This is a genomic window from Hymenobacter daeguensis (assembly GCF_054780555.1).
In genome coordinates, this window is sequence record NZ_BAAGWC010000011.1 from 157,588 (window position 1) to 178,264 (window position 20,677).

General features: G+C 64.2%; 22 protein-coding genes and 1 riboswitch. Of the genes, 11 read left to right on the forward strand and 11 right to left on the reverse strand.

Going from position 1 to position 20,677, the window contains the following annotated elements:
• Window positions 1–60 precede the first annotated feature (60 nt).
• The 5 genes from ACYVHT_RS13900 (at window position 61) to ACYVHT_RS13920 (ending at window position 3,926) form a co-directional block, all read left to right on the forward strand.
• Entirely contained in the window at window positions 61–795 is a 735-nt protein-coding gene (locus ACYVHT_RS13900) for a ferritin-like domain-containing protein (RefSeq protein ID WP_460552752.1), read from the forward strand.
• 33 nt (window positions 796–828) lie between these two features.
• Window positions 829–1,740 carry a ferritin-like domain-containing protein gene (locus ACYVHT_RS13905; RefSeq protein ID WP_460552754.1) on the forward strand — a complete coding sequence of 304 codons (912 nt, stop codon included), beginning with the start codon at window positions 829–831 and terminating at the stop codon, window positions 1,738–1,740.
• Window positions 1,741–1,910: 170 nt separating this feature from the next.
• Window positions 1,911–2,633, forward strand: a complete 723-nt coding sequence (locus ACYVHT_RS13910; RefSeq protein ID WP_460552757.1) for a ferritin-like domain-containing protein — start codon at window positions 1,911–1,913, stop codon at window positions 2,631–2,633.
• Window positions 2,630–3,487, forward strand: a complete 858-nt coding sequence (locus ACYVHT_RS13915; protein ID WP_460552760.1) for a ferritin family protein — start codon at window positions 2,630–2,632, stop codon at window positions 3,485–3,487. Before ACYVHT_RS13910 ends, ACYVHT_RS13915 begins: the two co-directional genes overlap by 4 nt.
• A gap of 223 nt (window positions 3,488–3,710) precedes the next feature.
• On the forward strand, window positions 3,711–3,926 hold the full coding sequence (locus ACYVHT_RS13920; RefSeq protein WP_460552763.1) for a hypothetical protein: 216 nt from the start codon (window positions 3,711–3,713) through the stop codon (window positions 3,924–3,926).
• A gap of 19 nt (window positions 3,927–3,945) precedes the next feature.
• Here the strand turns inward: ACYVHT_RS13920 and queG are convergent, their stop codons facing one another.
• The 3 genes from queG to ACYVHT_RS13935 form a co-directional block, all read right to left on the reverse strand.
• Window positions 3,946–4,878 (reverse strand): epoxyqueuosine reductase, encoded by a 933-nt coding sequence (gene queG / locus ACYVHT_RS13925; RefSeq protein WP_460552766.1) that lies wholly within the window; start codon window positions 4,876–4,878, stop codon window positions 3,946–3,948.
• A 186-nt stretch (window positions 4,879–5,064) separates the two neighbouring features.
• Window positions 5,065–6,120: a Holliday junction branch migration DNA helicase RuvB gene (ruvB, locus tag ACYVHT_RS13930; protein ID WP_460552769.1), complete on the reverse strand. Its 1,056-nt coding sequence runs from the start codon at window positions 6,118–6,120 to the stop codon at window positions 5,065–5,067.
• Between the two features lie 216 nt (window positions 6,121–6,336).
• Entirely contained in the window at window positions 6,337–6,684 is a 348-nt protein-coding gene (locus ACYVHT_RS13935; protein ID WP_460552772.1) for an HIRAN domain-containing protein, read from the reverse strand.
• 124 nt (window positions 6,685–6,808) lie between these two features.
• On the opposite strand from ACYVHT_RS13935, the gene ACYVHT_RS13940 reads away from it, so the two are divergent.
• A complete protein-coding gene (locus tag ACYVHT_RS13940) occupies window positions 6,809–7,939 on the forward strand; it encodes a hypothetical protein (protein ID WP_460552775.1) in 1,131 nt (376 codons plus the stop codon).
• A gap of 268 nt (window positions 7,940–8,207) precedes the next feature.
• Window positions 8,208–8,525, forward strand: a complete 318-nt coding sequence (locus ACYVHT_RS13945; RefSeq protein WP_460552778.1) for a hypothetical protein — start codon at window positions 8,208–8,210, stop codon at window positions 8,523–8,525.
• A 92-nt stretch (window positions 8,526–8,617) separates the two neighbouring features.
• On the opposite strand, the gene ACYVHT_RS13950 is transcribed toward ACYVHT_RS13945, so the two are convergent.
• Complete coding sequence (locus tag ACYVHT_RS13950) at window positions 8,618–9,853, reverse strand: acyl-CoA dehydrogenase family protein (protein WP_460552781.1); 1,236 nt, start codon at window positions 9,851–9,853, stop codon at window positions 8,618–8,620.
• Window positions 9,854–10,043: 190 nt separating this feature from the next.
• Window positions 10,044–12,515 (reverse strand): TonB-dependent receptor, encoded by a 2,472-nt coding sequence (locus ACYVHT_RS13955; RefSeq protein WP_460552784.1) that lies wholly within the window; start codon window positions 12,513–12,515, stop codon window positions 10,044–10,046.
• A 60-nt stretch (window positions 12,516–12,575) separates the two neighbouring features.
• Window positions 12,576–12,681, reverse strand: a riboswitch (TPP riboswitch).
• Window positions 12,682–12,843: 162 nt separating this feature from the next.
• Here ACYVHT_RS13955 and ACYVHT_RS13960 point away from each other — a divergent pair.
• Window positions 12,844–13,068: a hypothetical protein gene (locus ACYVHT_RS13960; RefSeq protein WP_460552787.1), complete on the forward strand. Its 225-nt coding sequence runs from the start codon at window positions 12,844–12,846 to the stop codon at window positions 13,066–13,068.
• 99 nt (window positions 13,069–13,167) lie between these two features.
• Here the strand turns inward: ACYVHT_RS13960 and ACYVHT_RS13965 are convergent, their stop codons facing one another.
• From ACYVHT_RS13965 to pnuC, 3 genes are all read right to left on the reverse strand, one after another.
• Window positions 13,168–13,578, reverse strand: coding sequence for a GNAT family N-acetyltransferase (locus ACYVHT_RS13965; RefSeq protein ID WP_460552790.1), 411 nt, complete (start codon window positions 13,576–13,578; stop codon window positions 13,168–13,170).
• Window positions 13,579–13,614: 36 nt separating this feature from the next.
• Window positions 13,615–15,048, reverse strand: a complete 1,434-nt coding sequence (locus tag ACYVHT_RS13970) for an aldose epimerase family protein (protein ID WP_460552793.1) — start codon at window positions 15,046–15,048, stop codon at window positions 13,615–13,617.
• Between the two features lie 100 nt (window positions 15,049–15,148).
• Window positions 15,149–15,799, reverse strand: a complete 651-nt coding sequence (gene pnuC, locus ACYVHT_RS13975; protein ID WP_460552796.1) for a nicotinamide riboside transporter PnuC — start codon at window positions 15,797–15,799, stop codon at window positions 15,149–15,151.
• 75 nt (window positions 15,800–15,874) lie between these two features.
• On the opposite strand from pnuC, the gene ACYVHT_RS13980 reads away from it, so the two are divergent.
• Window positions 15,875–16,207, forward strand: a complete 333-nt coding sequence (locus ACYVHT_RS13980; protein WP_460552799.1) for a rhodanese-like domain-containing protein — start codon at window positions 15,875–15,877, stop codon at window positions 16,205–16,207.
• 90 nt (window positions 16,208–16,297) lie between these two features.
• On the forward strand, window positions 16,298–17,050 hold the full coding sequence (locus tag ACYVHT_RS13985; protein WP_460552802.1) for a YqjF family protein: 753 nt from the start codon (window positions 16,298–16,300) through the stop codon (window positions 17,048–17,050).
• Between the two features lie 10 nt (window positions 17,051–17,060).
• Here ACYVHT_RS13985 and ACYVHT_RS13990 read toward each other — a convergent pair whose 3' ends face one another.
• The 3 genes from ACYVHT_RS13990 to ACYVHT_RS14000 all read right to left on the reverse strand — a co-directional run bounded on the left by ACYVHT_RS13990 (window position 17,061) and on the right by ACYVHT_RS14000 (window position 19,002).
• The gene (locus ACYVHT_RS13990; protein WP_460552805.1) at window positions 17,061–17,582 is read right to left on the reverse strand and encodes a hypothetical protein; all 522 of its coding nucleotides are present in this window, start codon (window positions 17,580–17,582) and stop codon (window positions 17,061–17,063) included.
• Window positions 17,583–17,645: 63 nt separating this feature from the next.
• A complete protein-coding gene (locus ACYVHT_RS13995) occupies window positions 17,646–18,326 on the reverse strand; it encodes an esterase family protein (protein ID WP_460552807.1) in 681 nt (226 codons plus the stop codon).
• A gap of 64 nt (window positions 18,327–18,390) precedes the next feature.
• Window positions 18,391–19,002 carry an SGNH/GDSL hydrolase family protein gene (locus ACYVHT_RS14000; protein WP_460552809.1) on the reverse strand — a complete coding sequence of 204 codons (612 nt, stop codon included), beginning with the start codon at window positions 19,000–19,002 and terminating at the stop codon, window positions 18,391–18,393.
• A gap of 178 nt (window positions 19,003–19,180) precedes the next feature.
• Between ACYVHT_RS14000 and hrpB the strand changes: the two genes are divergently transcribed.
• A partial coding sequence (gene hrpB, locus ACYVHT_RS14005) for an ATP-dependent helicase HrpB (protein WP_460552812.1) occupies window positions 19,181–20,677 on the forward strand: 1,497 nt, incomplete at its 3' end.

The following is a 20,677-nucleotide window of genomic DNA, read 5'->3' on the forward strand; positions in this document are numbered from 1 at the left end:
GGGCCGCGCCGGTGGTTGCAGCCTTCCGTACTCACTTTGCTCATTCATTTTTATTCGCTCATGTCCGATACCCTTCGGCCGGCCGGCTCCGAAAGCCCGCAGCTTGCGCAGCCGCTGTACGCGCCCATCAAGCGGCGCTCCTTCTTCATGTATGCCGGGGCCACGGCGGGCGCTACGGCCCTGGTGCTGGCCGGCTGCTCGAAATCGTCTGACCCCGTCGCGGCCAGCATCAACGTGAGCGTGGGCACCGGCGATGCCAGCGTGCTGAACTATGCCTATGCGCTGGAGCAGCTCGAAGCCGCGTTCTACGCCAAAGTAGTAACGACGGGCACCGCCACGGGCCTTTCCGCTGCCGAGCTGGCCGTGTTTACCAGCGTGGCCAAGCACGAGGCCATTCACCGCGACTTTCTGCAGGCAGCCATCAACCGGGATTTCGCCGGCAAGCTGCTCCAGACGCTCACCTTCAACCTCGACAGCATCACCTTCACCAGCCGCGCGCAGGTGCTCGCCGCCGCCAAAGCCTTCGAAGACCTCGGCGTAGCGGCTTATAACGGTGCGGGCAAGCTCTTTAAAGTGCCGGCCTACGTGGGCATTGCGGGCCAGATTGTATCGGTAGAAGCGCGCCACGCCGCTTACGTGCGCGACCTGCTCACGCCCGGCTCCTTCGCCGCCGCCGACCAGGTAGATGCCACCGGCTTCGACAAGCAGCTGGCGCCGGCCGATGTCATCAAGGAGGTAAACAAATACCTGGATGCCAACGTGGTGCAGCTCGACGTGAGCACCATTGGCCAATAATTTTCTACCGCTTCTCTCGCCCCGTCATTCGTTATGAACCTATTTAATATCATCGAGCAGCTGGCGGAAGTGGATTCCGACGTGCTCGGCCGCTTCGATTCGCGCCGGGCGGTGTTCAATTCGCTGGGCACGGTGGCTAAGCGCACGGCGCTGGCGGCCTCGCCGCTGTTTCTGGGCGCGCTGTTTCAGAAAGCCTACGCTGGCACTGCTTCCACGCCAATCGATATTCTGAACTACGCCCTCACCCTGGAACTGCTGGAAGCCGATTTCTACCGGCAGTTCATTGCCACTGGCTTCATTCCGGCGGGAGCCCCCGCAGCAGCCATCCAAACCATCAAAACGCACGAGGATGCCCACGTGGCTTATCTGAGCACGGCCATTCGGGCGGCCGGGGGCACGCCGGTGGCGGGCACTGCCACCACTGGCGTGCGCTTTCGGGGCCTGCCAGCGAGTGTTCCAAACACCTACCTCGGCTACCTGAGCGTGGCCCAGCTGCTGGAAGACACCGGCGTGCGCGCTTACAAAGGGCGCGCCGCCGAGCTTGCCGGCACCGACCTGCTGACCACGGCCCTGCAAATTCACTCTGTGGAAGCCCGCCACGCGGCCCACATCCGGGGCATGCGCAACCAGCTGCCCTGGCCCAACGCGGCCGACGACCTGGCCACTGATGCCACCTACACCAGCGGCATCACCGGCACCGCCACGCCCTCCACGGTGGTGGCGCTGGGGGGCACCACCTACAGCATTCCGGCCTACGCGCCGGCCAAGCCCAGCGCGGTCGAAACCAACATCAACCAGGGCGGCGTGGGCACGGTGGCGGCCATTCCCGTCACCACGGCATTCTCCACGGTGTACACGCCCGACGATGCCGCCGCCGCCTTCGACGAGGCCCTGCAAGCCGCCGAGGTTGTGGATGCCTCGCGGGCGGGCGGGCTGCTGGCGTAGCCTGGCATTCGGCCCGCTTTGGGCACTTCTTTTCACCGAAGCCGGTTCTGCTCGCGCGGGGCCGGCTTTGTTTCTCAGGGTCTTTGCAACCATTGGAAGGGTAGCGAGTACCTTTGTAATGGCCGCCGCCTGGCTTGTTGGGTGAGCAGGCCTGCCTGAATATTTTTCAAATGTCTGACCAAACTTCTTTGCCCGCCCGGCGGGAGCAGCCGCTGAACCGGCGTGTTTTCCTGCGGGTTTCGGCGGCTTCGGCTGCTTCCGTGGCCCTCATTGCCGCCGGCTGCACGCCTACCGGCACCACCACCGTCACGCCCGACCCGTACCAGCTGCCGCTGCCCGCCGGCGATTCCGGCCTCTATTACTACGCCTACCTGCTGAGCCTAGCCCAAACCACGCTGTACCAAAAGGTGGTGGACAGCCCGCCCACCGACCTCACCGCCGCCGAGCGGGCCGTGTTTGCCGACCTGCGCGACCACGCCGTGGTGCACGCGGAGCTGTTCCGCTACCTCATCGACAGTACGCGGGCCGTGGTGCTGTTTCCCACCGACTTCGTGTTCAACCTCGCTTCCTTCACGCTCACCAGCCGGGCGGGGGTGCTGGCAGCCGCCCAGCAGCTGGCCGACCTGGCAGCGGCCGCGTTTCCGGCCATGCTGCCGCTGTTCACCACGGCCAGCGTGGCTCAGCGGGGCATTGCGCTGAAAATTGGCTCGGTGCTGGCACGGCAGGCCGCCGCCGTGCGCGACCTGCGCACGCCCGGCTCCTTCGCGGGCACCGACGTGGTGGATGCCGCCGGGCTGCTCATCACCAAAACACCGACCGAAGTGACCACTGCGCTGGCTCCCTTCTTCGCTCCTTACGTTATTTCCGTGGCCAACCTGGCCGTTCCTGTATGAAGCTGATTTCCGTTCTCGACCATTTGGCGGCTGTTCCAACTTCTTCGGCGCCGGCCCCGCGCCGGGCGCTGCTGACGCAGCTGGGCCGGGCAGCCGTGGCAGCCCTGCCGCTGGGCCTGGGCGCAGCCCCGGCCGCTACCGCCGGCGTTCTCGATACCTCATACGATGCCGCGCTGCAGCTTCTGCTGCTCGAGCGCGTGCAGGTGGCCCTCTACTCGCAGGCTCTGGCGGCCACCGGCCTGATTCCGACGGCCCAGCGGCCCGATTTCCAGCGCATTCTGGCCCACCAGACCCAGCACGCCACGCTGCTGGTGCAGTCGCTGCAAAACGCCGGGGCCGTGGTGCCCGCCCTGCCCACGTTTGATTTTAGCGGCCGTCATAACCTGGCCAGCAATCCGGTGCTGTTCCCGAATGTGCTCACCAATTTCGACGATTTCCTGGCCCTCGCCCAGCAGATTGAGGACCTGGGGGTGCGCTTATACAACGTGCACGCGTTCGACCTCGTGTACGATGCGCCGCTCACCCGCACCATCCTGCGCACGCTGCCGGTAGAGGCCCAGCACGCTACCCACATTCGTACCCTGCGCCAGAGCCGGGGAGCCACGGTGCAGCCGTGGCCCAGCGATGAAGATGCCGCCATTGTGCGCCCCGCTGCCGCGCAGGTGCTCACCACGGCCGCCACTGGCAACGAGAACAATACGGCCCAGTACCTCTCGGCCGGCGCCACGATTCCGTTCGATAATTTCTTGCGCATCAGCTATGGCACAGCCGTGCGCGACACTTCTCTGCCTGAGGCATTTGACGAGCCCACCAGCACCATTACCGCGCAGGCGGCGCTCAATTTGTTCGTCTAGCCGAGTAGTGCAACATTCAGGCTTTTTTCAGCAAAAGAGTGGCCCTGGCCGCTCTTTTTGCGTATTGGGGCATCCGATGAGACAGCAGCGGCACTGACCGGTTGCGAAGGCTTAGTTTACTGTTGTATATTTCTATATCCCGAAGCCCGCCGCGCTTTCCACGAGCCGGGCCGCAGGTTCCAACTTCCTTATTTCACTGTCTTTCGTTCATCTCCCCACCCACATGCTAGACTACGTGAAATTGATTCTGACCAAGGTCAGCTTCAACCGCACCCTTTTCGAGAAAGAGCTCCGCAAAGCCCTCAAAATGCTGGTTCCAGCCGAAGTGCCGGATTTTCGCAGCTGGTGCTACCAACAGTTTGCCCGCATCTACCGCACGGTGCTGAAGCGGGTCTTCGGCAATTTCCAGGGCGAGTTTCCGGTGGCGGGCGTGGGCTAAGCCAGCCCGGTTCGGTGGCTTACTCGCCGGCTACAAAGCGGATGTTGCGTTTCAGGCCTTCATAGCCCGTGCGCTTCACGGCCGACTGCCGGAACAGCTCCGTAAATAATTCGTGGGTGATTTCGCGCCAGTCGCCGGGCGTCAGGTCTTTGAGGCCGGGCGCGGGGTCGAACTGCGGCTCGTTGTGCGGCTTGCTGAAGCGGTTCCAGGGGCACACGTCCTGGCAGATGTCGCAGCCAAATACCCAGTTGCCGAATTGCCCGGCCACCTCGGTCGGAATCTGGTCCTTGAGCTCGATGGTGAAATAGCTGATGCACTTGCTGCCGTCCACCACATAAGGCTCGGTGATGGCCTGCGTGGGGCAGGCATCCACACACTTGGTGCAGGTGCCGCAGTAGTCGCGGATGGGGCCGTCGGCGGGCAGCTCCACGTCCACAATCAGCTCGGCGATGAAGTAGAACGAGCCCGCGCCGGGCGTTATCAGGTTGGAGTTTTTGCCCACCCAGCCCAGGCCCGATTTCTTCGCCCAGGCCTTGTCCAGCACCGGCGCGGAGTCCACGAAGCAGCGCCCGCCGATGGCGCCGATTTCGGCTTCCATATCAGCCAGCAGCGTTTTCAGCTTGTCTTTGATGACGAAGTGGTAGTCGCGGCCGTAGGCGTATTTGCTGATTTTGAGCGTATCGTCGGCCTGCTGGTTTTCCCTGGGCGGGTAGTAATTCAGCAGCAGCGAAATCACCGATTTGGCCCCGTCCACCAGCAGGCGCGGGTCGAGGCGCTTGTCGAAGTGGTTTTCCATGTAGCCCATCTTGCCATTCATGCGGCGCGTAAGCCAGGTTTCGAGGCGCGGCGCTTCTTCCTCCAGAAATTCCGCTTTCGAAATGCCGCAGGCCATAAAGCCGAGCTCGGCCGCGCGGCGCTTGATGAAGGGAGCCCATTGGGCGGGAGGAAGCATGGGCAAACGGGGTGAACGGAGCTGCAAAGAAACAGGAAACGCGCCGCTGGGGGCGGCGCGTTCCGTTGTATCGGACGATGTAGAGACGCGACACATCGCGTCTCGGCGTTGAACGTGCTTTACAACACGGCTGAGCATACGGCGCGGACGCCGAGACGCGAAGTGTCGCGTCTCTACATCGTTCGGTCAGCTCGTTATCTCATCAAATAAGCTCGCGCCGTTGTTGCCACGCAAGTGGTTCGGCAACAGGCGGCCCAGGTGCTGATACGCCGCTTCCGTGGCCTCCCGGCCGCGCGAGGTGCGCTTGATGTAGCCTTCCTGAATGAGGAAGGGCTCGTACACTTCCTCAATGGTTTCGCCCTCTTCGCCACAAGCGGTGGCGATGGTGCTGATGCCCACCGGGCCACCCTTGAACTTGTCGATGATGGTGGTGAGGATGCGCTTGTCCATGTCGTCGAGGCCGCGGGCGTCCACGTCGAGGGCGTTCAGCGCAAACTGCGCGATTTCAACCGTGATGGTGCCGTCGCCCTTGATTTGGGCGAAGTCGCGGGTACGGCGCAGCAGGTTGTTGGCAATGCGGGGCGTGCCGCGCGAGCGGCGGGCAATTTCGAAGGCGGCATCCTCGTGAATGGGCGTGCCCAGAATCTCGGCCGAGCGCTGCACGATGGTCGTCAGCAGCTTCGAGTCGTAGTATTCCAGACGGGCGGAGATGCCGAAACGGGCCCGCAGCGGGGCCGTGAGCATGCCCGAGCGCGTGGTAGCGCCCACCAGCGTGAAGGGCGACAGCGAAATCTGCACCGAGCGGGCGTTGGGGCCCGAGTCGAGCATGATGTCGATGCGGTAGTCCTCCATGGCCGAGTAGAGGTATTCCTCAACAACCGGATTCAGGCGGTGGATTTCATCGATGAACAGCACGTCGTGCGGCTCCAGGTTGGTGAGCAGGCCGGCCAGGTCGCTGGGCTTGTCGAGCACCGGGCCGCTGGTCATCTTGATGCCCGAGCCCAGCTCGTTGGCGATGATGTGCGAGAGCGTGGTTTTGCCCAGGCCGGGGGGGCCGTGCAGCAGCACGTGGTCGAGGGCGTCGCCGCGCATTTTGGCGGCGGCCACGAAGACTTTCAGGTTCTCCAGAATCTTGTCCTGGCCCGTAAAGTCGTCGAAACTAAGCGGCCGGAGGGCTTTGTCGATGTCCTTGTCGGTGGCATCGAACCCATCGGTGCCGCCGGTGAGAAAGGCTTCGCGCATACTGATATTGCTAAAATGATTGGTCGATTTTTACTAAGCTAATGAGTAACTACTGGGCAGGCAAAAAAGCTCCTTTAGCGAGAAGAAATTTGACTGTCATGCAGAGCGCAGCGAAGCATCTTGTTACATCGGAGCGGTCTGCAGTAAGATAATCGATGCGAACGTGATAAGGTCCTTCGCAAGCTCAGGATGACAGGCGAAATTTTAATTGGCCCGCTACTCGTGCAGCAGCACCTCAATGTCGAGGTGCAGCCAGTCGGTTTCCCAGGATTTGTGATTGAGGCGGGCACTGAGGCGCTTGCCGGCATCGAGCAGGCGGGCCACGGTTTCGTTGCGGCCCTCGGGCAGGTAGCCGAGCCAGACGTTGGCGGGGTCGGCGACGGGGGCGGTGTGCACCTGCACGGCCCAGTCGTCGTAATGATTATCGGCCTCGCGGGTGAGCAGCAGGGCCTGGCCCACCGTCAGCTTCGGCTCGTACTTCTCCAGGTTGGGGCGGTGCGAGGTGCCGGCCACGAGGCATTCGAGCAGCACCAGGGGTTCGGACGCGGGAACGATTTTCATCATGGGGCCAAATTACGGCATGAGCAACTTTGAGTGGGCCGGCACCCCGGTTTCAGATGATGCGTAAACCAATATTTTCTCCCAATTTACCGCTGCCATCGTGCGTGGCATCCGCTGGCTATCTCCCATGGCAGATTTTGATGACGATGCAGACCCGGGCCTATCGCCCGAAGATGAAAACGGCGCCGAGCAGTTTGAAGCCGAGCTGGCGCGGCAATTGGCCCAGCTGCCCGCGGAGCTCTACGAAACCATGAAGCCGCTGCTGCTGCTGGGCAGCGTGGCCAACCACATGCTGCTGGGCCACCCCGACGACCCCGTGCCCCAGGCCCTGAACGAGCTGCTGGGCTACGATTTTGAAACCCTGAGCACCGTGACCAGCGCCGTCGATACGCCCACGCTGGGCCGCGTAATGGCCACCCACACCCTGGAGCTGTTCGATTTTATTGTGATTGGCCGGCTGGTGTTCGAAAGCTCCCTCGATGAGCCCCTGCGCGCCTACCTCATGCGCTACAATGCCGCCGAAGACGCATTCTCCGGCCCGCGCGAGTACCTGCTCACTTTCGGCGAGTCGCTGCTCGCCAACATTACCCAGTACCTGGCCGCCGCTAACCCCGATGCACGCGAGGAGCTGCACATGCGCCGCCTGCAAACCGAAAGCATCTTCGCCCGCCTCGACGACACGCTGCGGCCGTTTTACCCCGCCGGCCAGTCGCCCGCCGAGCTGCAGGCCGAGGCCCTCGATGCCGCCGATGAAGCCGAGGACCAGGCAGAGGCGGCCGTGCACGTTACCTTCAACGAAGGCCAGCGCGTGACGCTGGGCACGGCCCTGCGCCTGCCCTATATCCTGGCCGAGCTGGGCGAAACACCTTTCGGCCGGGCGCTGGGCAGCGTAAAATATTTTCGCAAAAAAGCGCTGGAGCGCCTGGCCAACCGCCTGGCCGTCAGCAATGCAGAAGAGCCACTTAGCCTGAGCTGGTCGGAGCTGCTGCGCCTGTATCAGGCCGCGCAGGTGTGCGCTCTCAGCGCCGTTACCGATGTGCTGGCCACCGGCAGCCTGGAGGACATGATGTACACCTCGGCGGCCGAAGAAGAGCAGACCCCGGAGGAAGCCGCCGCCTTCGCCCACCACGCCCGCGAGCTGATAACGATGGTGATGGCCGGCTTTGTGGAAGTGGTGGAAGCCAACCACCCCGACGACGAGGAGGTGGCCGAGGCCAAAGCCGAAATCTCGCGACTGGCCGAGCTGCTGGTGGAGTAGCACCAGCGGCTCAGGTCTTCGCCCTGCGCTTCTCTGAGCAGGCGGCCGGAATCGGCCCGTTCGGCGTAGTGCAGTACCTGGTCGGGGTCGGCCCGCAGCTTTTGGGCGTAGGCGGGGGTGAGCTGGCGCAGCTCGCAACTGATGCCCATGAGATGGCGGGCGAAAACAGACATAATAGAAACAGCCGCCGCTTTGAAACCAGGAGCCGCTTTCGGAGCGGTAAGGTACATTGTGGCCTCATTCCACTCATTCCTTTTTCCCGCATTTCATGAAAAAAGTAGTTCTCTCCGCTGCGCTGGCGCTGGCCGTGGCCGGTTCGTGGGCGTTTTATCCTAAACAAGCGTCACAAGATGCCTACATGCAGCTGAGTGCATCATTGGTTAATGGCAAAGGTTCACTCATCGAAACATCGCCAGATGGTCAAGTAACAGAAGTAGCCGTGAAAGAGGCTAATCTTGTAACAGCTAGAAGTAAGGTCATTATCGAACTTAACAGGCTCCGACAAAACGGCTGGCGTGTAGTACAGCTAACCTCTCGTGCACCAGTCCCAGCAGTTCTGGAAGAGACCTATTTACTAGAGAAGTAGCACAGGGGCATCAAACAAGAAAGCGGCTGCCTCATAATTGAAGCAGCCGCTTTCTTGTTTGATGCGAACTGATGAATTAGCCCCCAGTATCTCTACTTGAACGCCTGAATGCCGGTGATATCCGCTCCCGTGATGAGCAGGTGAATATCGTGCGTGCCCTCGTAGGTAATCACCGATTCGAGGTTCATCATGTGGCGCATGATGGGGTATTCGCCGGTGATGCCCATGCCGCCGTGAATCTGACGCGCCTCGCGGGCTACGTGCAGGGCCATTTCGACGGAGTTGCGCTTGGCCATGGAGATTTGAGCGCTGGTGGCTTTGCCTTCGTTTTTGAGCACGCCCAGGCGCCAGGCCATGAGCTGAGCCTTGGTGATTTCGGTAATCATCTCGGCCAGCTTCTTCTGCTGCAGCTGGAAGCCGCCGATGGGCTGCCCGAACTGCTCGCGCTGGAGCGAATATTTCAGGGCCGACTCGTAGCAGTCGATGGCCGCGCCGATGGCGCCCCAGGCAATGCCGAAGCGGGCCGAATCGAGGCAGGAGAGCGGGCCGCGCAGGCCGTCCACGTTGGGCAGGATGTTCTCTTTGGGGATTTTCACGTCCTCAAACACCAGCTCGCCGGTGCAGGAGGCGCGCAGGCTCCACTTGTTGTGGATTTCGGGCGTGCTGAAGCCTTCCATGCCGCGCTCCACAATCACGCCCTTGATGCGGCCCTGCTCGTTTTTGGCCCAGACAACGGCCACCTGGCACTCGGGCGAGTTCGAAATCCAGAGCTTGGCCCCGTTCAGCAGGTAATGGTCGCCCATGTCCTTGAGGTTGGTGGTCATACCGCCGGGGTTCGAGCCGTGGTCGGGCTCGGTGAGGCCGAAGCAGCCCAGCCACTCGCCGGAGGCCAGCTTGGGCAGGTACTTCTTGCGCTGCTCTTCCGAGCCGTAGGCGTAGATGGGAAACATCACCAGCGAGCCCTGCACCGAGGCGGTGGAGCGCATGCCCGAGTCGCCGCGTTCGATTTCCTGCATGATGAGGCCGTAGCTGATGTAGTCGAGCCCGCCGCCGCCGTACTCCTGCGGAATGGTGGGCCCGAACGCGCCCACATCGCCAAATTTCCGCACGATTTCGCTCGGGAAGTGCGCGTCCTGGGCCCATTTCTCGATGTTGGGGCTGATTTCCTTCTTCACGAAGTCGCGGATGGACTGGCGGATGAGCAGGTGCTCCTCGGTCAGCAGGCCGTCGAGGTCGAAATAATCGGTGAAGCCGTTGGCGTTGGTGCTGCCTTTCTGGGCAGTGTGGGCTTTGGCCTGGGGGGAGAGTACGTCGGTTTCCGAAGACATGGGGCGGAATTGGGGTGGGGAGGTGGGAGTTTGAGGCAAAGATAACAGGCTGGGCGAAGGGGAAGTTGAGCCTGGCCCGGCGAAACAGAAGTAGGGGCGGGGCTTGCCCCCGCCCACCGCTAAAACGACTCGCTGGAAATCGTTCAACGGCGGGCGGGGGCAAGCCCCGCCCCTACTTCTTATACCGACGCTAAAACTTCAAGCCCACCGACGCCAGGTAGTTGCGCGTGGCCTGCGGAAAAAACCAGTTGAAGGTTTCCTGGTGGCCGCTGGCCCCGATGTAGCTGTAGGTGTAGCCGTTGGCCACGTACTCGCGGTTGAGCACGTTGTTTACCAGCAGGCCCAGCTCAATTTCCTTCATGAAGCTGGGGTGCAGCGTGTAGCGCAGGCGGAAATCGAGCGTCTGGTAGGGGTCGATGCTGCGGCTGGCGTTTTCCGAGTTATCTAGGTACTGGCGGCTCACAGTTTTGAACAGCAACGCCGCGCGTAAGCCTTTCAGTGGCTGGCCTTCCAGCGTGTAGGCCGATACCACGGCGGGCGAGTAGGAAATGGCCGACGTACGAGGCGCGGCCAGCACGGGGTTGTAATCGGCGTCGTAGGTCACGTCCTGGTAGTCCAGAATACGGTTCTGGCTCAGGGTGACGCTGCCACTGAAGCTGATTTTATCGTTGGCCGACAGGGAGCCGCTCAGTTCTACGCCGCGACGGTAGCTGCGGGCCACGTTGGTGCGCAGGGCCGTGCCCACATCGTTGAGCTGTCCGGTGGCTACCAACTGGTTGCGGTAATTCATGTAGAACGCATTGGCTTCGAGGCGCAGGCTGAACAGGCCCATACGCGGGCGGTTGAGGCGGTAGCCACCTTCCCAATCTTCCAGCCGCTCGGCTTTGGCCGACTGGTCGCCCACGGGCCGGTCCGTAAAGTCAGAGCGCACGGGCTCGCGCTGGCCCACCGCGAAGCTGGCGTAGAGCTGCTGGCCGTAGCCCAGGTTGAGGGTGGCGCCGGCCTTGGGATTGAAGAACGTGTAGCTAGCGCGGGTGGTCACGTCCTGGTTGCCGGCCTCCAGCCCGTCGATGGTGTACTTGATGTGGCGCACCTGCACGTCGCCGTAGATGCCCAGCGCGGGCAGCACCTGCCAGGTGGCACGGGCATAGGCGTTGTAGTCGGTCTTGACGGCGTTATTGAAGTAGTAGCGCTGGCCCAGCTGGCTGTTGGAGGCATACTGCGCCCAGATGATTTCGCCGTAGTGGTCGTTGTCGAACCGGTTCCAGGCCCCGCCGATGGTGGCCTGCAGCTTGCCCTCGGTGGGCTGGTAGTTCAGGGCCACGGTGCCGCCGTAGAAGTTGTTATCGAGCCACTTGCGGTCCACCAGGTTGGTTTTGGCGAGGGTATCGCCGCCGATGATTACGTTCTGCAGGCCGTAGTTCACGAATTTCCGGCCGGTGCGGTAGCTCTCGTAGTAGCCGAAGCCGCGCGTGAGGTGCAGGGCCGCACCCAGGTTCCAGCGGCGGCCCAGGCCCTGCGAGAGGTGCAGCTGGTAGTGGTTCTGCTGGTAGTTGTCGGTCTGGTTGCCGTAGGTGTAGTAGCTGTAGCGGCGGCCTTCCTGCAGCACGCGGGCGGCATCGGCCTCGCTCAGCTCGCCGTTGTCGATGTAGGTCTGCAGCTGGGCGCGGTTGCCGGTGAGGGCCGGCTCTGGCACGCCGTTCCAGGCCTGGTAGGTTTTTTCGCGGCCCGAGAAGGTGATGAATTTCAGCAGCGTATTCTTGGCCTGGTAGCCGGCGGCGAAGTAGTACGACTTCAAATCCGACGCCGCCCGGTTCATGTAGCCATCGGAGGCAATGCGCGAGAGGCGGCCATCGACGGTGAAATGGCCGTTTATCAGGCCCGTACCGAACGACACGTTATTTTTCCAGGTCTGGTAAGAGCCGTAGGTGTTCTGGGTTTCGGCGTAGGCCTCGCGGCGGTTGTCGAGGGTGCTCACGTTCAGGCTGGCTCCGAAGGCCGCGCCGCCGTTCTGGCTGGTGCCCACGCCCCGCTGAATCTGGATGCTGTTGATGGACGAAGCCAGGTCCGGCAGGTTAATCAGAAACGCGCCGTGCGACTCCGGGTCGTTCAGCGGCACGCCGTTGATGGTGGTGTTGATGCCCGTGTTGCTCGTGCCCCGGATGCGGATATCGGTGTAGCCCACGCCCGCCCCGGCATCGGAGTTCACCACCACCGAAGGCGTTTGGTTGAGCAGATAGGGCAAATCCTGCCCGAAGTTCTGCTTGGCCAGGTCCTGCTTGCCGAGGTTGGTGTAGGCCGTGGCCGTGCGGTCGTTGGCGCGCGAAGCGGTGATGAGCGCCTCGCCCGTGAGCACGCCGCCGGGCATGAGCGTGGCGCTGAGCACCTGCGCGCCGGCCCGGCCCTGCACCTGGCGCACCAGCTGCTCGTAGCCCAGGAAAGTGATGCGGATTTCGTGGGTGCCGGCCGCCACGGCCGGGAGGCTAAAGCCCCCGGCGGCATCGGTTGTGCCGCTGGCGGCGCCGTCGAGGAAGAGGGTGGCGCCGGGCAGCGCGTCGCCCGTGCGGGCATCGGTGATGGTGCCGGACACGGGGCCTTGCGCCCATGCCGGCGCGGCAGCCAGCGCACACAGCGCCGCCCCCGCAAAGAGTACAGTTTTCAAAAAGATTTTGGCGTAAAAATGGAACGCGCCGTCGCCCCAGGGGTCGGAGCGGCAGCGGAAACGTCCGCGGATTGTTTGTTCCCTTCGCCGGCATTACCCGGTTCAGGTTCGATGGGTATCATCTCAGCCGGCGTCGTGCACAACGCCAGCACCCCTAAACATGCCGCAAAGGTAAGGCCCAAAAGCGCGGGACGCATTTTTTTTGTTATTCACCCCCAGGCCGCGCGGCGGTTTGCTGACTGTCAGTTAATTTAGGGACGCGGGCCGACGCAACGCCGGGCCGGGGCCATGCGTTTTAAGGCCCGCACCGTTTTAGCCTTCCTCCGCCATGCTCAGCCTTGTCTACGCCGTTGCTTTCTGCGCCTTTTTTCTGTTTGTACTGGTGATGCCCCGGCGACGGCGCGTGCTGCCCCCGCCGCCCCCGCACGACGGCGACGACGACGGCGGCGAGCCCCACGACCCCGGCCTGCCCGACCTGGACCTGCCGCCCGGTATCTCACGCCCCATCAACGACTGGGAGCCGGAGTATAACCGCCGCCGGGTGGAGCTTTAAGGGTTGAGTTTTGAGGGTGGCCGAGGAAGAATTCAGAACGTCATGCTTCGACTTGGCTCAGCATGACGTTCTTTATTTGTACAAGCTGCTTCCCCCCTTCTACAAGGCAACCCCCATGCGCACGTAGGGCACCGGGCCTTTGTAGAAGATTTCGCCCTCGGGCAACATGCCAAAGCGGGCGTAGAAACCGGCGCTGTCCTGCCGGGCATCGCACCAGATGCGCCGGGCACCCAGCCGCCGGGCTTCGGCAAAAACGTGCCGGAGCAAAGCGGTGCCCAGGCCCTGGCCCTGGCAATCGGGCCGGGCAGCGAATTTGCGGAAGCGGGCTTCCGCACCAGCCACAAACAGAGAGATGACGGCCAGCAGCTCCTCGTGCCGGAACGCCCCGAAGTGGCCGCCAGCAGCGTCGTTTTCCACCTTCACGTAATCCAGCGGCTTATCGGGCCACAGCACCTGATGGCGCAGCGGGTAAGTTGCTTCGGCCGGGATGGGGCGGATTTCGGGGAGCATTAGCGTCGATTTAGAAGGGAGGGCGCCTGTCAACTACTACCCTACCTCAATGGTGTAGGCCGCCGTGAACACCTGGCCGGGCTCCAGCGTTAGGATGCCTTCTTTTTCGCTGAGCTCGCCGGGCTGGCCGTCGGGGCTGGCCACGCCGTACCAGGGCTCCACGCACACGAAGCCCGCGCCGGGGCCTTTGGTCCAGAGGCCGAGGTAGGGAAAGCCGTCGAACTGAAAGCGCACGAAGCGCTCCGACTTGCGCGAGCGCAGCACCAGCCGGTTGAAATCGTAGTGCTTGAACACCAGCGCATCGTCGGAAAACAGGCCGTAGCTGAGCGGCAGCTCCCGCTCCTCGTTCAGCACCGGCGATGTCTGGCCCGTGAGCAGGCCGCCTTTCAGCAGGTGGCGCTCCAGCGTCACGGGGTGGTCGAACTCGAAATAATAGTCCTCAAACGCCTCGCCGGGCAGCAGGGGGCAGCGCACGGCCGGGTGCGCCCCAATGCTGAAGAGCAGCGGCTGGTCGGCGGCGGGGTTGCGCACGTCCCAGCGCACGGTGAGCTGGGTGTCGCGCAGGGTGTAGGTGATGGTGAGCTCGAAAGCGAAGGGGAATACGGCGCGGGTGGTTTCGTCGTGGTGCAGCTGGAATACCAGCTCGGTGGGGCTCTGGTGCATCACGGCAAACTCCTGGTCGCGGGCGAAGCCGTGCTGCGGCAGCTTGTAGGCGCGGCCGGCGTAGGAGTAGGCGTCTTCGGGCAGGCGGCCCACCAGGGGGAACAGCACCGGCGCGTGCCGGGCCCACACGGCGGGGTCGGCGGCCCAGATGTATTCGAGGCCGTTGGCGGGGGTGCGCAGGCTGGTGAGCTCGGCCCCGTGGGCCGAGAAGGTGGCGTGGCAGGCCGGCGTGGTGAGGGTGTAGTGCATGGGGCGGTACGAAAAGCGTTTCTCAGCAAAAACAGGCAACGAAGCGGGCCGCAGCAACTCATCGACCAGGAAGCGGGCCTGCTCGAAGCGGCGCTCGCCGGAGCCCGAAATTTCGGCAAAGTTGGCCATGCGCTCGCTCAGCTCGCGGCGGTAGAGGTCGTAGAACTGCTGGCGCAGGTGCGGGTGCTCGCGCAGCGGGTCGGGCACCCAGGGCAGGTCTACGCCCATGAGCAGCACCAGGTCGTACTGCTGCTCGTCGAGGCAGCGCAGTATCCACTCGGGGCAGGTGCCGAAGGAATGCTCAAACCAGATTTTTATCACCAGCAGGTCGCTGTCGCAGAACACCACGCGGTGGCCGGCGGCCACGGCAGCGGCTTCGGCGGCGAGCTGGCCCCGGGCTATTTCCTCCAGGTCCAGGGGCGTGTAGTGCGGGCCCGACTGGGCGAGGTACTCGCGGGCATACTCGGGGGCAAACGAGGTGCCGTAGTGCGCCGCCAGCTGGGCGGCCAACGTCGATTTGCCCGTGGATTCGGGGCCGGTGAGGGAAACGCGCAGCAACTTCGGGGTGGAGGGGAAAAGGCGAAAAGATGGGAGGGAAAGCCGCGTCGGGAGTCATTATCGGGGTGGAATAATGCGGGTGCCTCCCGGCGGGGCAGGCTCAGGCCAACTGTTTGGCCTGGGCATCTGGAAGAGCGGGTTTTGACAGCTCGCGCCGCCATTGCCAGTAGCCGTAGGCGGCCAGCGCCAGGTAGAGGAAGTACAGCAGGCTGGTTACATACAGCGCCTTGTACCAAAGCATTGGCACGTAAATCACATCAACCAGCAGCCAGAGCAGCCAGTTTTCGAGGCGCTTGCGGGTGAGCAGGTATTGGGCCACGATGCTGCCGGCCGTGGTAAAGCTGTCGATGTAGGGAAAAGCGGCATCGGTGTGGTGGCGCAGGTAGTAGCCGAAGCCCAGGGTGAACAGCGCGGCGAAGGCGGCCGAGAGCAGCCACTCGCGGCCGGTGGCGTGCGTCACGCCCAGCTCGGTTTCGCCCCGCCCGCCATACAGCCACTCGTACCAGCCGTAGCCGCTCAGGGCAATGAATAGCCATTGCAGGCCGCAGTCGGCGTAGAGCTGCGTCTGATAGTAGAGAAAAACGAAGAGCAGGCAGCTCACCATGGCCACCGGGAAGTTCCAGATGGACTCCCGCGCCGCCAGCCACACGCAGGCAAACCCCGTGACCACGGCCACCAGCTCCAGCCGGGTGGTGCTGTGCCAGTACTGCGCAAATGCCGAAGAAATATCGAGCAACAACAAAGCAAACACGCGGGCCCAGGATAAGTAGAAGCCGCAAGGTAGGGCCCCGGCGGGCTATTTTTGCTACCCCATCCCGCCAATGCCATGCAAAACCCTCCGCTCGAAATCAGCCCCGCCGACCTGCACCGCCGCCTGCAAGCCGGCGACGACCTCCAGCTGGTGGACGTGCGCGAGGAAATGGAATTCGACTACTGCCACCTGCCCGGCAGCCGCCTTGTGCCCCTGAGCGAGCTCACGCGCCGCACGGCCGAAATCCGGCCCGACGGCCCGGTGGTGCTCATCTGCCACCACGGCGTGCGCTCCCTGCAGGCCCTGGCCTACCTGCAGCAGCGCCTGGGCTACCACCACCTGCAAAGCCTGCGCGGCGGCGTGGCCGCTTGGGCCGAGCAGGTGGACCCCACGTTTCCCACGTACTGAATTACCTAACAGTGAGGAATGAGGAATGAACAATGAGCAATACCCCGGCGTACACCCAGGCATTGCTCATTGTTCATTCCCCATTCTTCATTGTCAACTGCCCCCACCCTATCGGCCCGGCTGGCCCTGCGCGAGCGGCCCGAGGGCATTCCGCTGCTGCGCCAGGACTGGAGCGAGCTGCTGTTTCTGCACTGGCCGGTGCCGGCGGCGCTGCTGCAGGCGCACCTGCCGCCCCGGCTGCAGGTCGATACCCACGAGGGCATGGCCTGGATAGCGGTGGTGCCGTTTCAGATGAGCAAGGTGCGCACCCGCGTGAGCCCGCCGGTGCGCGGCACCAGCGAATTTCTGGAGCTGAACGTGCGCACCTACGTGCACCTCGACGGCGTGCCCGGCGTCTGGTTTTTCTCGCTCGATGCCACCAGCCCGCTGGCGGTGTGGACGGCCCGCACGTTTTTCCACCTGCCCTACCTGCGCGCCACCATGCACTTGGAAAAGCCTGGCCCCGACCTGCGCCAGTTCACGGCCAGGCGTACGCACGGCGGCGCCCCGCCCGCCGCCTTCCGCGCCACCTGGAAAGTTGGCGCGCCGCTGCCGCCGGCGGAGCCGGGCTCGCTGGCGTTTTTTCTGACGGAGCGCTACTGCCTCTACGCCAGCAACAAGGCCCACACCAGGCTCTACCGGGGCCGGGTGGCGCACGCGCCGTGGCCGCTCAGCACGGCCCAGGTGCTGCATCTCGAGTCCGGCCTGCTGGAAGGCCACGGCCTGCCCACGCCCGCCGGCCCGCCGCTGGTGCACGCCGGCGGCCCCGTGAGCGTGGAGCTGTGGCCCATGCGGCGGGTGTAGCTACTTGCTTCTATTCGCGCAGCCAGCGCGTCATGCGCGGAAAATCAGCGGTGGTGGTGAGGTCCATCCAGACCAGCAGGGGCAGGCCGGGGTAGATGCCCTGGCGGTAGTTGTTGAGAATCCAGGCGCTTTGGTCGCGGTAGCCCTGGGGGTGGAACACGACTTCCGGCGCAATGTCCAGGGCCAGGGCGGCGGCGTACGACCACAGCATGGCCGCAATTTCTTCGCCATCGGTACCCTGCTGCTCGGGCTTGTTTGCCATGACGTTGCCCGACAATTGGGCACGCTCGGCGGCGGGCGTCACGGCCAGGTGGCCGGCTTCGTGCAGCACATCGCCGGGATACAGCAGGCGGGCCGGGTCGATGAGCAGCCGGCCGCCGTCGATGAGCAGGCCCGGCAGAAACGTGTTTTTCGGCAGGCGCTTTTCCTCGGTCTCCAAACCGATTTCGGCCAGAAACCGGCGCATAGCAGGCAGCGGCGAATCGGGTGCGAGGACCGGGGCACGACGGAAGAAGGGCAGGCTGAACGGCATAAGCGCAGGCAAATTAGGGGCTGAAAATACGCCACGGCTCCGCTCCCTCAACCTGCCCGCGCCTCACAGGTACAAATCGACCATGCTTTGCCAGGCGGCGGGCGTGTGCGCCTCCCCGCCCCAGATGTAGAGCTGGTGGTCGATGTGTTTTTCCTGCAGCTGCTGGCTGAGCACCAGGTTGTTTTCGAGAAACGCGTCGGCTTCGCCCACGGCCAGCGTAATGTCGAGCCGGCGCAGGTGGGCCAGGTAAAAATCCTCGTCGAGATGGGCGAGAAAGCGGTTGGGCGTGTTCAGGTACACGGCCTCGTCCACGTAGCCCTGAAACAGGTCGCGGAAGCTGGCCATGGCCTGGGTGAGGTCGTAGCGCCCGCTCAGGCCCACCACTTTGCCAAACAGGTCGGGGTGCCGGAAGGCCAGGTTTACGGCGTGGTAGGCCCCCATGCTGCAGCCGGCGGCAATCAAACACATGTTGGGATTGAGCTGCCGGGTGAGGGGCAGCACCTCTTCCAGAATGTAGCGCTCGTACTGCAAATGCCGCTGGATGCGCTCGGCAGGGTGTTTTTCGGGGCAGTACAGGCTTTCGCCGTCGATGCTGTCCACGCAGTAGAGCTGCAGCTGGCCGGCCTCGATTTTGGGCCGCAGGGCTTCTACCACGCCCCAGTTCTCGTAGTCGAAAAACCGGGCCCGGCGCGTGGGAAAGAACAATACCCGCGCGCCGGCCTCCCCAAAAACGAGGAGTTCCATTCGGCGGCTCAGGGCCTGGCTCAGCCATTCGTGGTATTCGCGGCGCATCGCAGCAGGCAGGCTTTCAGGGCGTGGGAGGATATAGCTGCGCCAGCACGGCCCCTATTTCGGCCTGCCACACGGCGTAGCCGGCCGGCGAGAGGTGCAGGCCGTCGGCCTCAAACAGCGCGGGCCGGGGCTGGCCGCGGCCGTCCACCATCTGAGGATTAATGTCGAGGTAATAATGAGGCGGGCCGGCCGCTTCGATGCGCTGACGGATGCAGGCATTGGCGAACTCCACGCCGGGCCGCAGGTACATGCGCGCCGGGCTCAGCTTGATGCCGACGAACACCACCGGCACAGCGCCCAGCGTGGCCCGGACGGATGCCAGCAGATGGTCGTAGAACAGCACCACTTCCTCCGGGTTTCGGCCGTCGCCGAGGTCGTTGTCGCCGGCGTAAACCAGCAGCGCATCGGGCTGCTGGCGGGGCACCAGCAGCTCAAAGAACCAGGCGCACGCCGCCAGCGTGGAACCGCCAAAGCCCAGGTTCACGGCCTCAATCTGCGGGAAGCACTGCGCCAGCCCAGGCCAGCGGGTGAAGGTGGAGCTGCCGTAGAACACCACGCGGGGCCGCGCCGGGGCCGGCGCCACGGGCAGCTGCGCCAGCCGCGCAATTTCTTCCTGGTACCACTGCATGCGTTCGGAGTAAGGGGGTTGCTATCAGCGTACGGGCAAATGAAAGCGGCGGCCCACAAAGGTCCGACCCGGACGCGGCGGCAAGCTTACCCGAACGTTACGGGCACGTCATTTTTCAATCAGTGGTGCCCCATCAGGCCGCTGGCCCCCGCCGGCTGTCCGGGCGTAATTTTGGCCGGTGAATCCTGCCTTCGTCCTGCCGCCCCTCCCCGACCTGCCCATTCGCGCGGCGCTGCCCGAGCTGCTGGCCGCCCTGGCCACCCACCCCCGCGTGGTGCTGGAAGCGCCGCCCGGTGCGGGCAAAACCACCGTGGTGCCGCTGGCCCTGCTGGCCGCCGAATGGCGCAGCCCCGCAGATAAAATCCTGGTGCTCGAACCCCGCCAGCTGGCCGTGCGCGGGGCCGCCGCCCGCCTGGCCCAGCTGCTGGGCGAGCCCGTGGGCCGCACCATCGGCTACCGCGTGCGGCTGGATAGCAAGGTGAGCAAAGAAACCCGCGTGGAAGTCATCACCGAAGGCATTCTCACGCGCATGATTCAGGACGACCCGGCGCTGGAAGGCGTGGCCGCCGTGGTGTTCGATGAGTTTCACGAGCGCAGCCTGAACGCCGACCTGGGCTTGGCCCTGGCCCTGGACGCGCAGGCCGTGTTGCGCGATGACTTGCGTATTCTCATCATGAGCGCCACGCTCGAAGCCCAGCGGCTGGGCCAGTGGCTGCCCGCGCCGGTAGTGTCATCGGCCGGCTTTCTGTTTCCGATTGACACGCACTACCTCGACCCGCGCCGCGCCGCCGCCCTGCCCAACAAACCCGCCGACCGGCTGGCCGAGCTGGTGCCCGCCCAGGTGAAAGCCGCGTTGAACACGCACGCCGAGGGCGACATTCTCGTGTTTCTGCCCGGCGTGGGCGACCTGCAGCGCAGCGCCCGCCGGCTGCAAGACTCGCTGGCCGATAACATCGACCTGCACCTGCTGCACGGCGAGCTCCCGCTCGAAGCACAGGACGCCGCCCTGCGCCCCTCGAAAGCCGGGCGGCGCAAGGTCATTCTGGCCACCAGCATTGCTGAAACCAGCCTCACCATTGAGGGCGTACGGGTGGTGATTGACGGCGGCTTTGCGCGGGTGCCGCGCTTCGTGCCGCGCACCGGCTTCACCACCCTCGAAACCGTGCCCGTAGCCCGCGCTGCCGCCGACCAGCGCCGGGGCCGCGCCGGCCGCCTTGCGCCCGGCACCTGCTACCGCCTCTGGACCGAGGCCGAGCACCACGGCCTGCCCGCCCACCGCCCGCCCGAAATCCAGACCGCCGACCTCAGCAGCCTGGCCCTGGAACTGGCCCTGTGGGGCGCGGCCGAGCCCACCGCCCTGCGCTGGCTCGATGTGCCACCGGCCGCGGCGTATGGCCAGGCGCGGGAGCTGCTGCGGCGCCTGGGAGCGGTGGACGCTTCGTTTAATGAAGAATTAAGAATGAGGAATGAGGAATTAGGGAATGGCTCAGCCGTTGGCAATTCCTCATTCCTCATTCTTAATTCTTCATTAAAATTAAAACCAACGCCCCACGGCCGCCAGCTGGCCTCCCTGGGCCTGCCGCCGCGCCTGGGCCACCTCGTGGTGCGCGGGCAGGAGCTGGGCCACGGCGCGGCGGCGGCTTCGCGGGCGGCGTTGCTGGCCGAGCGCGACCTG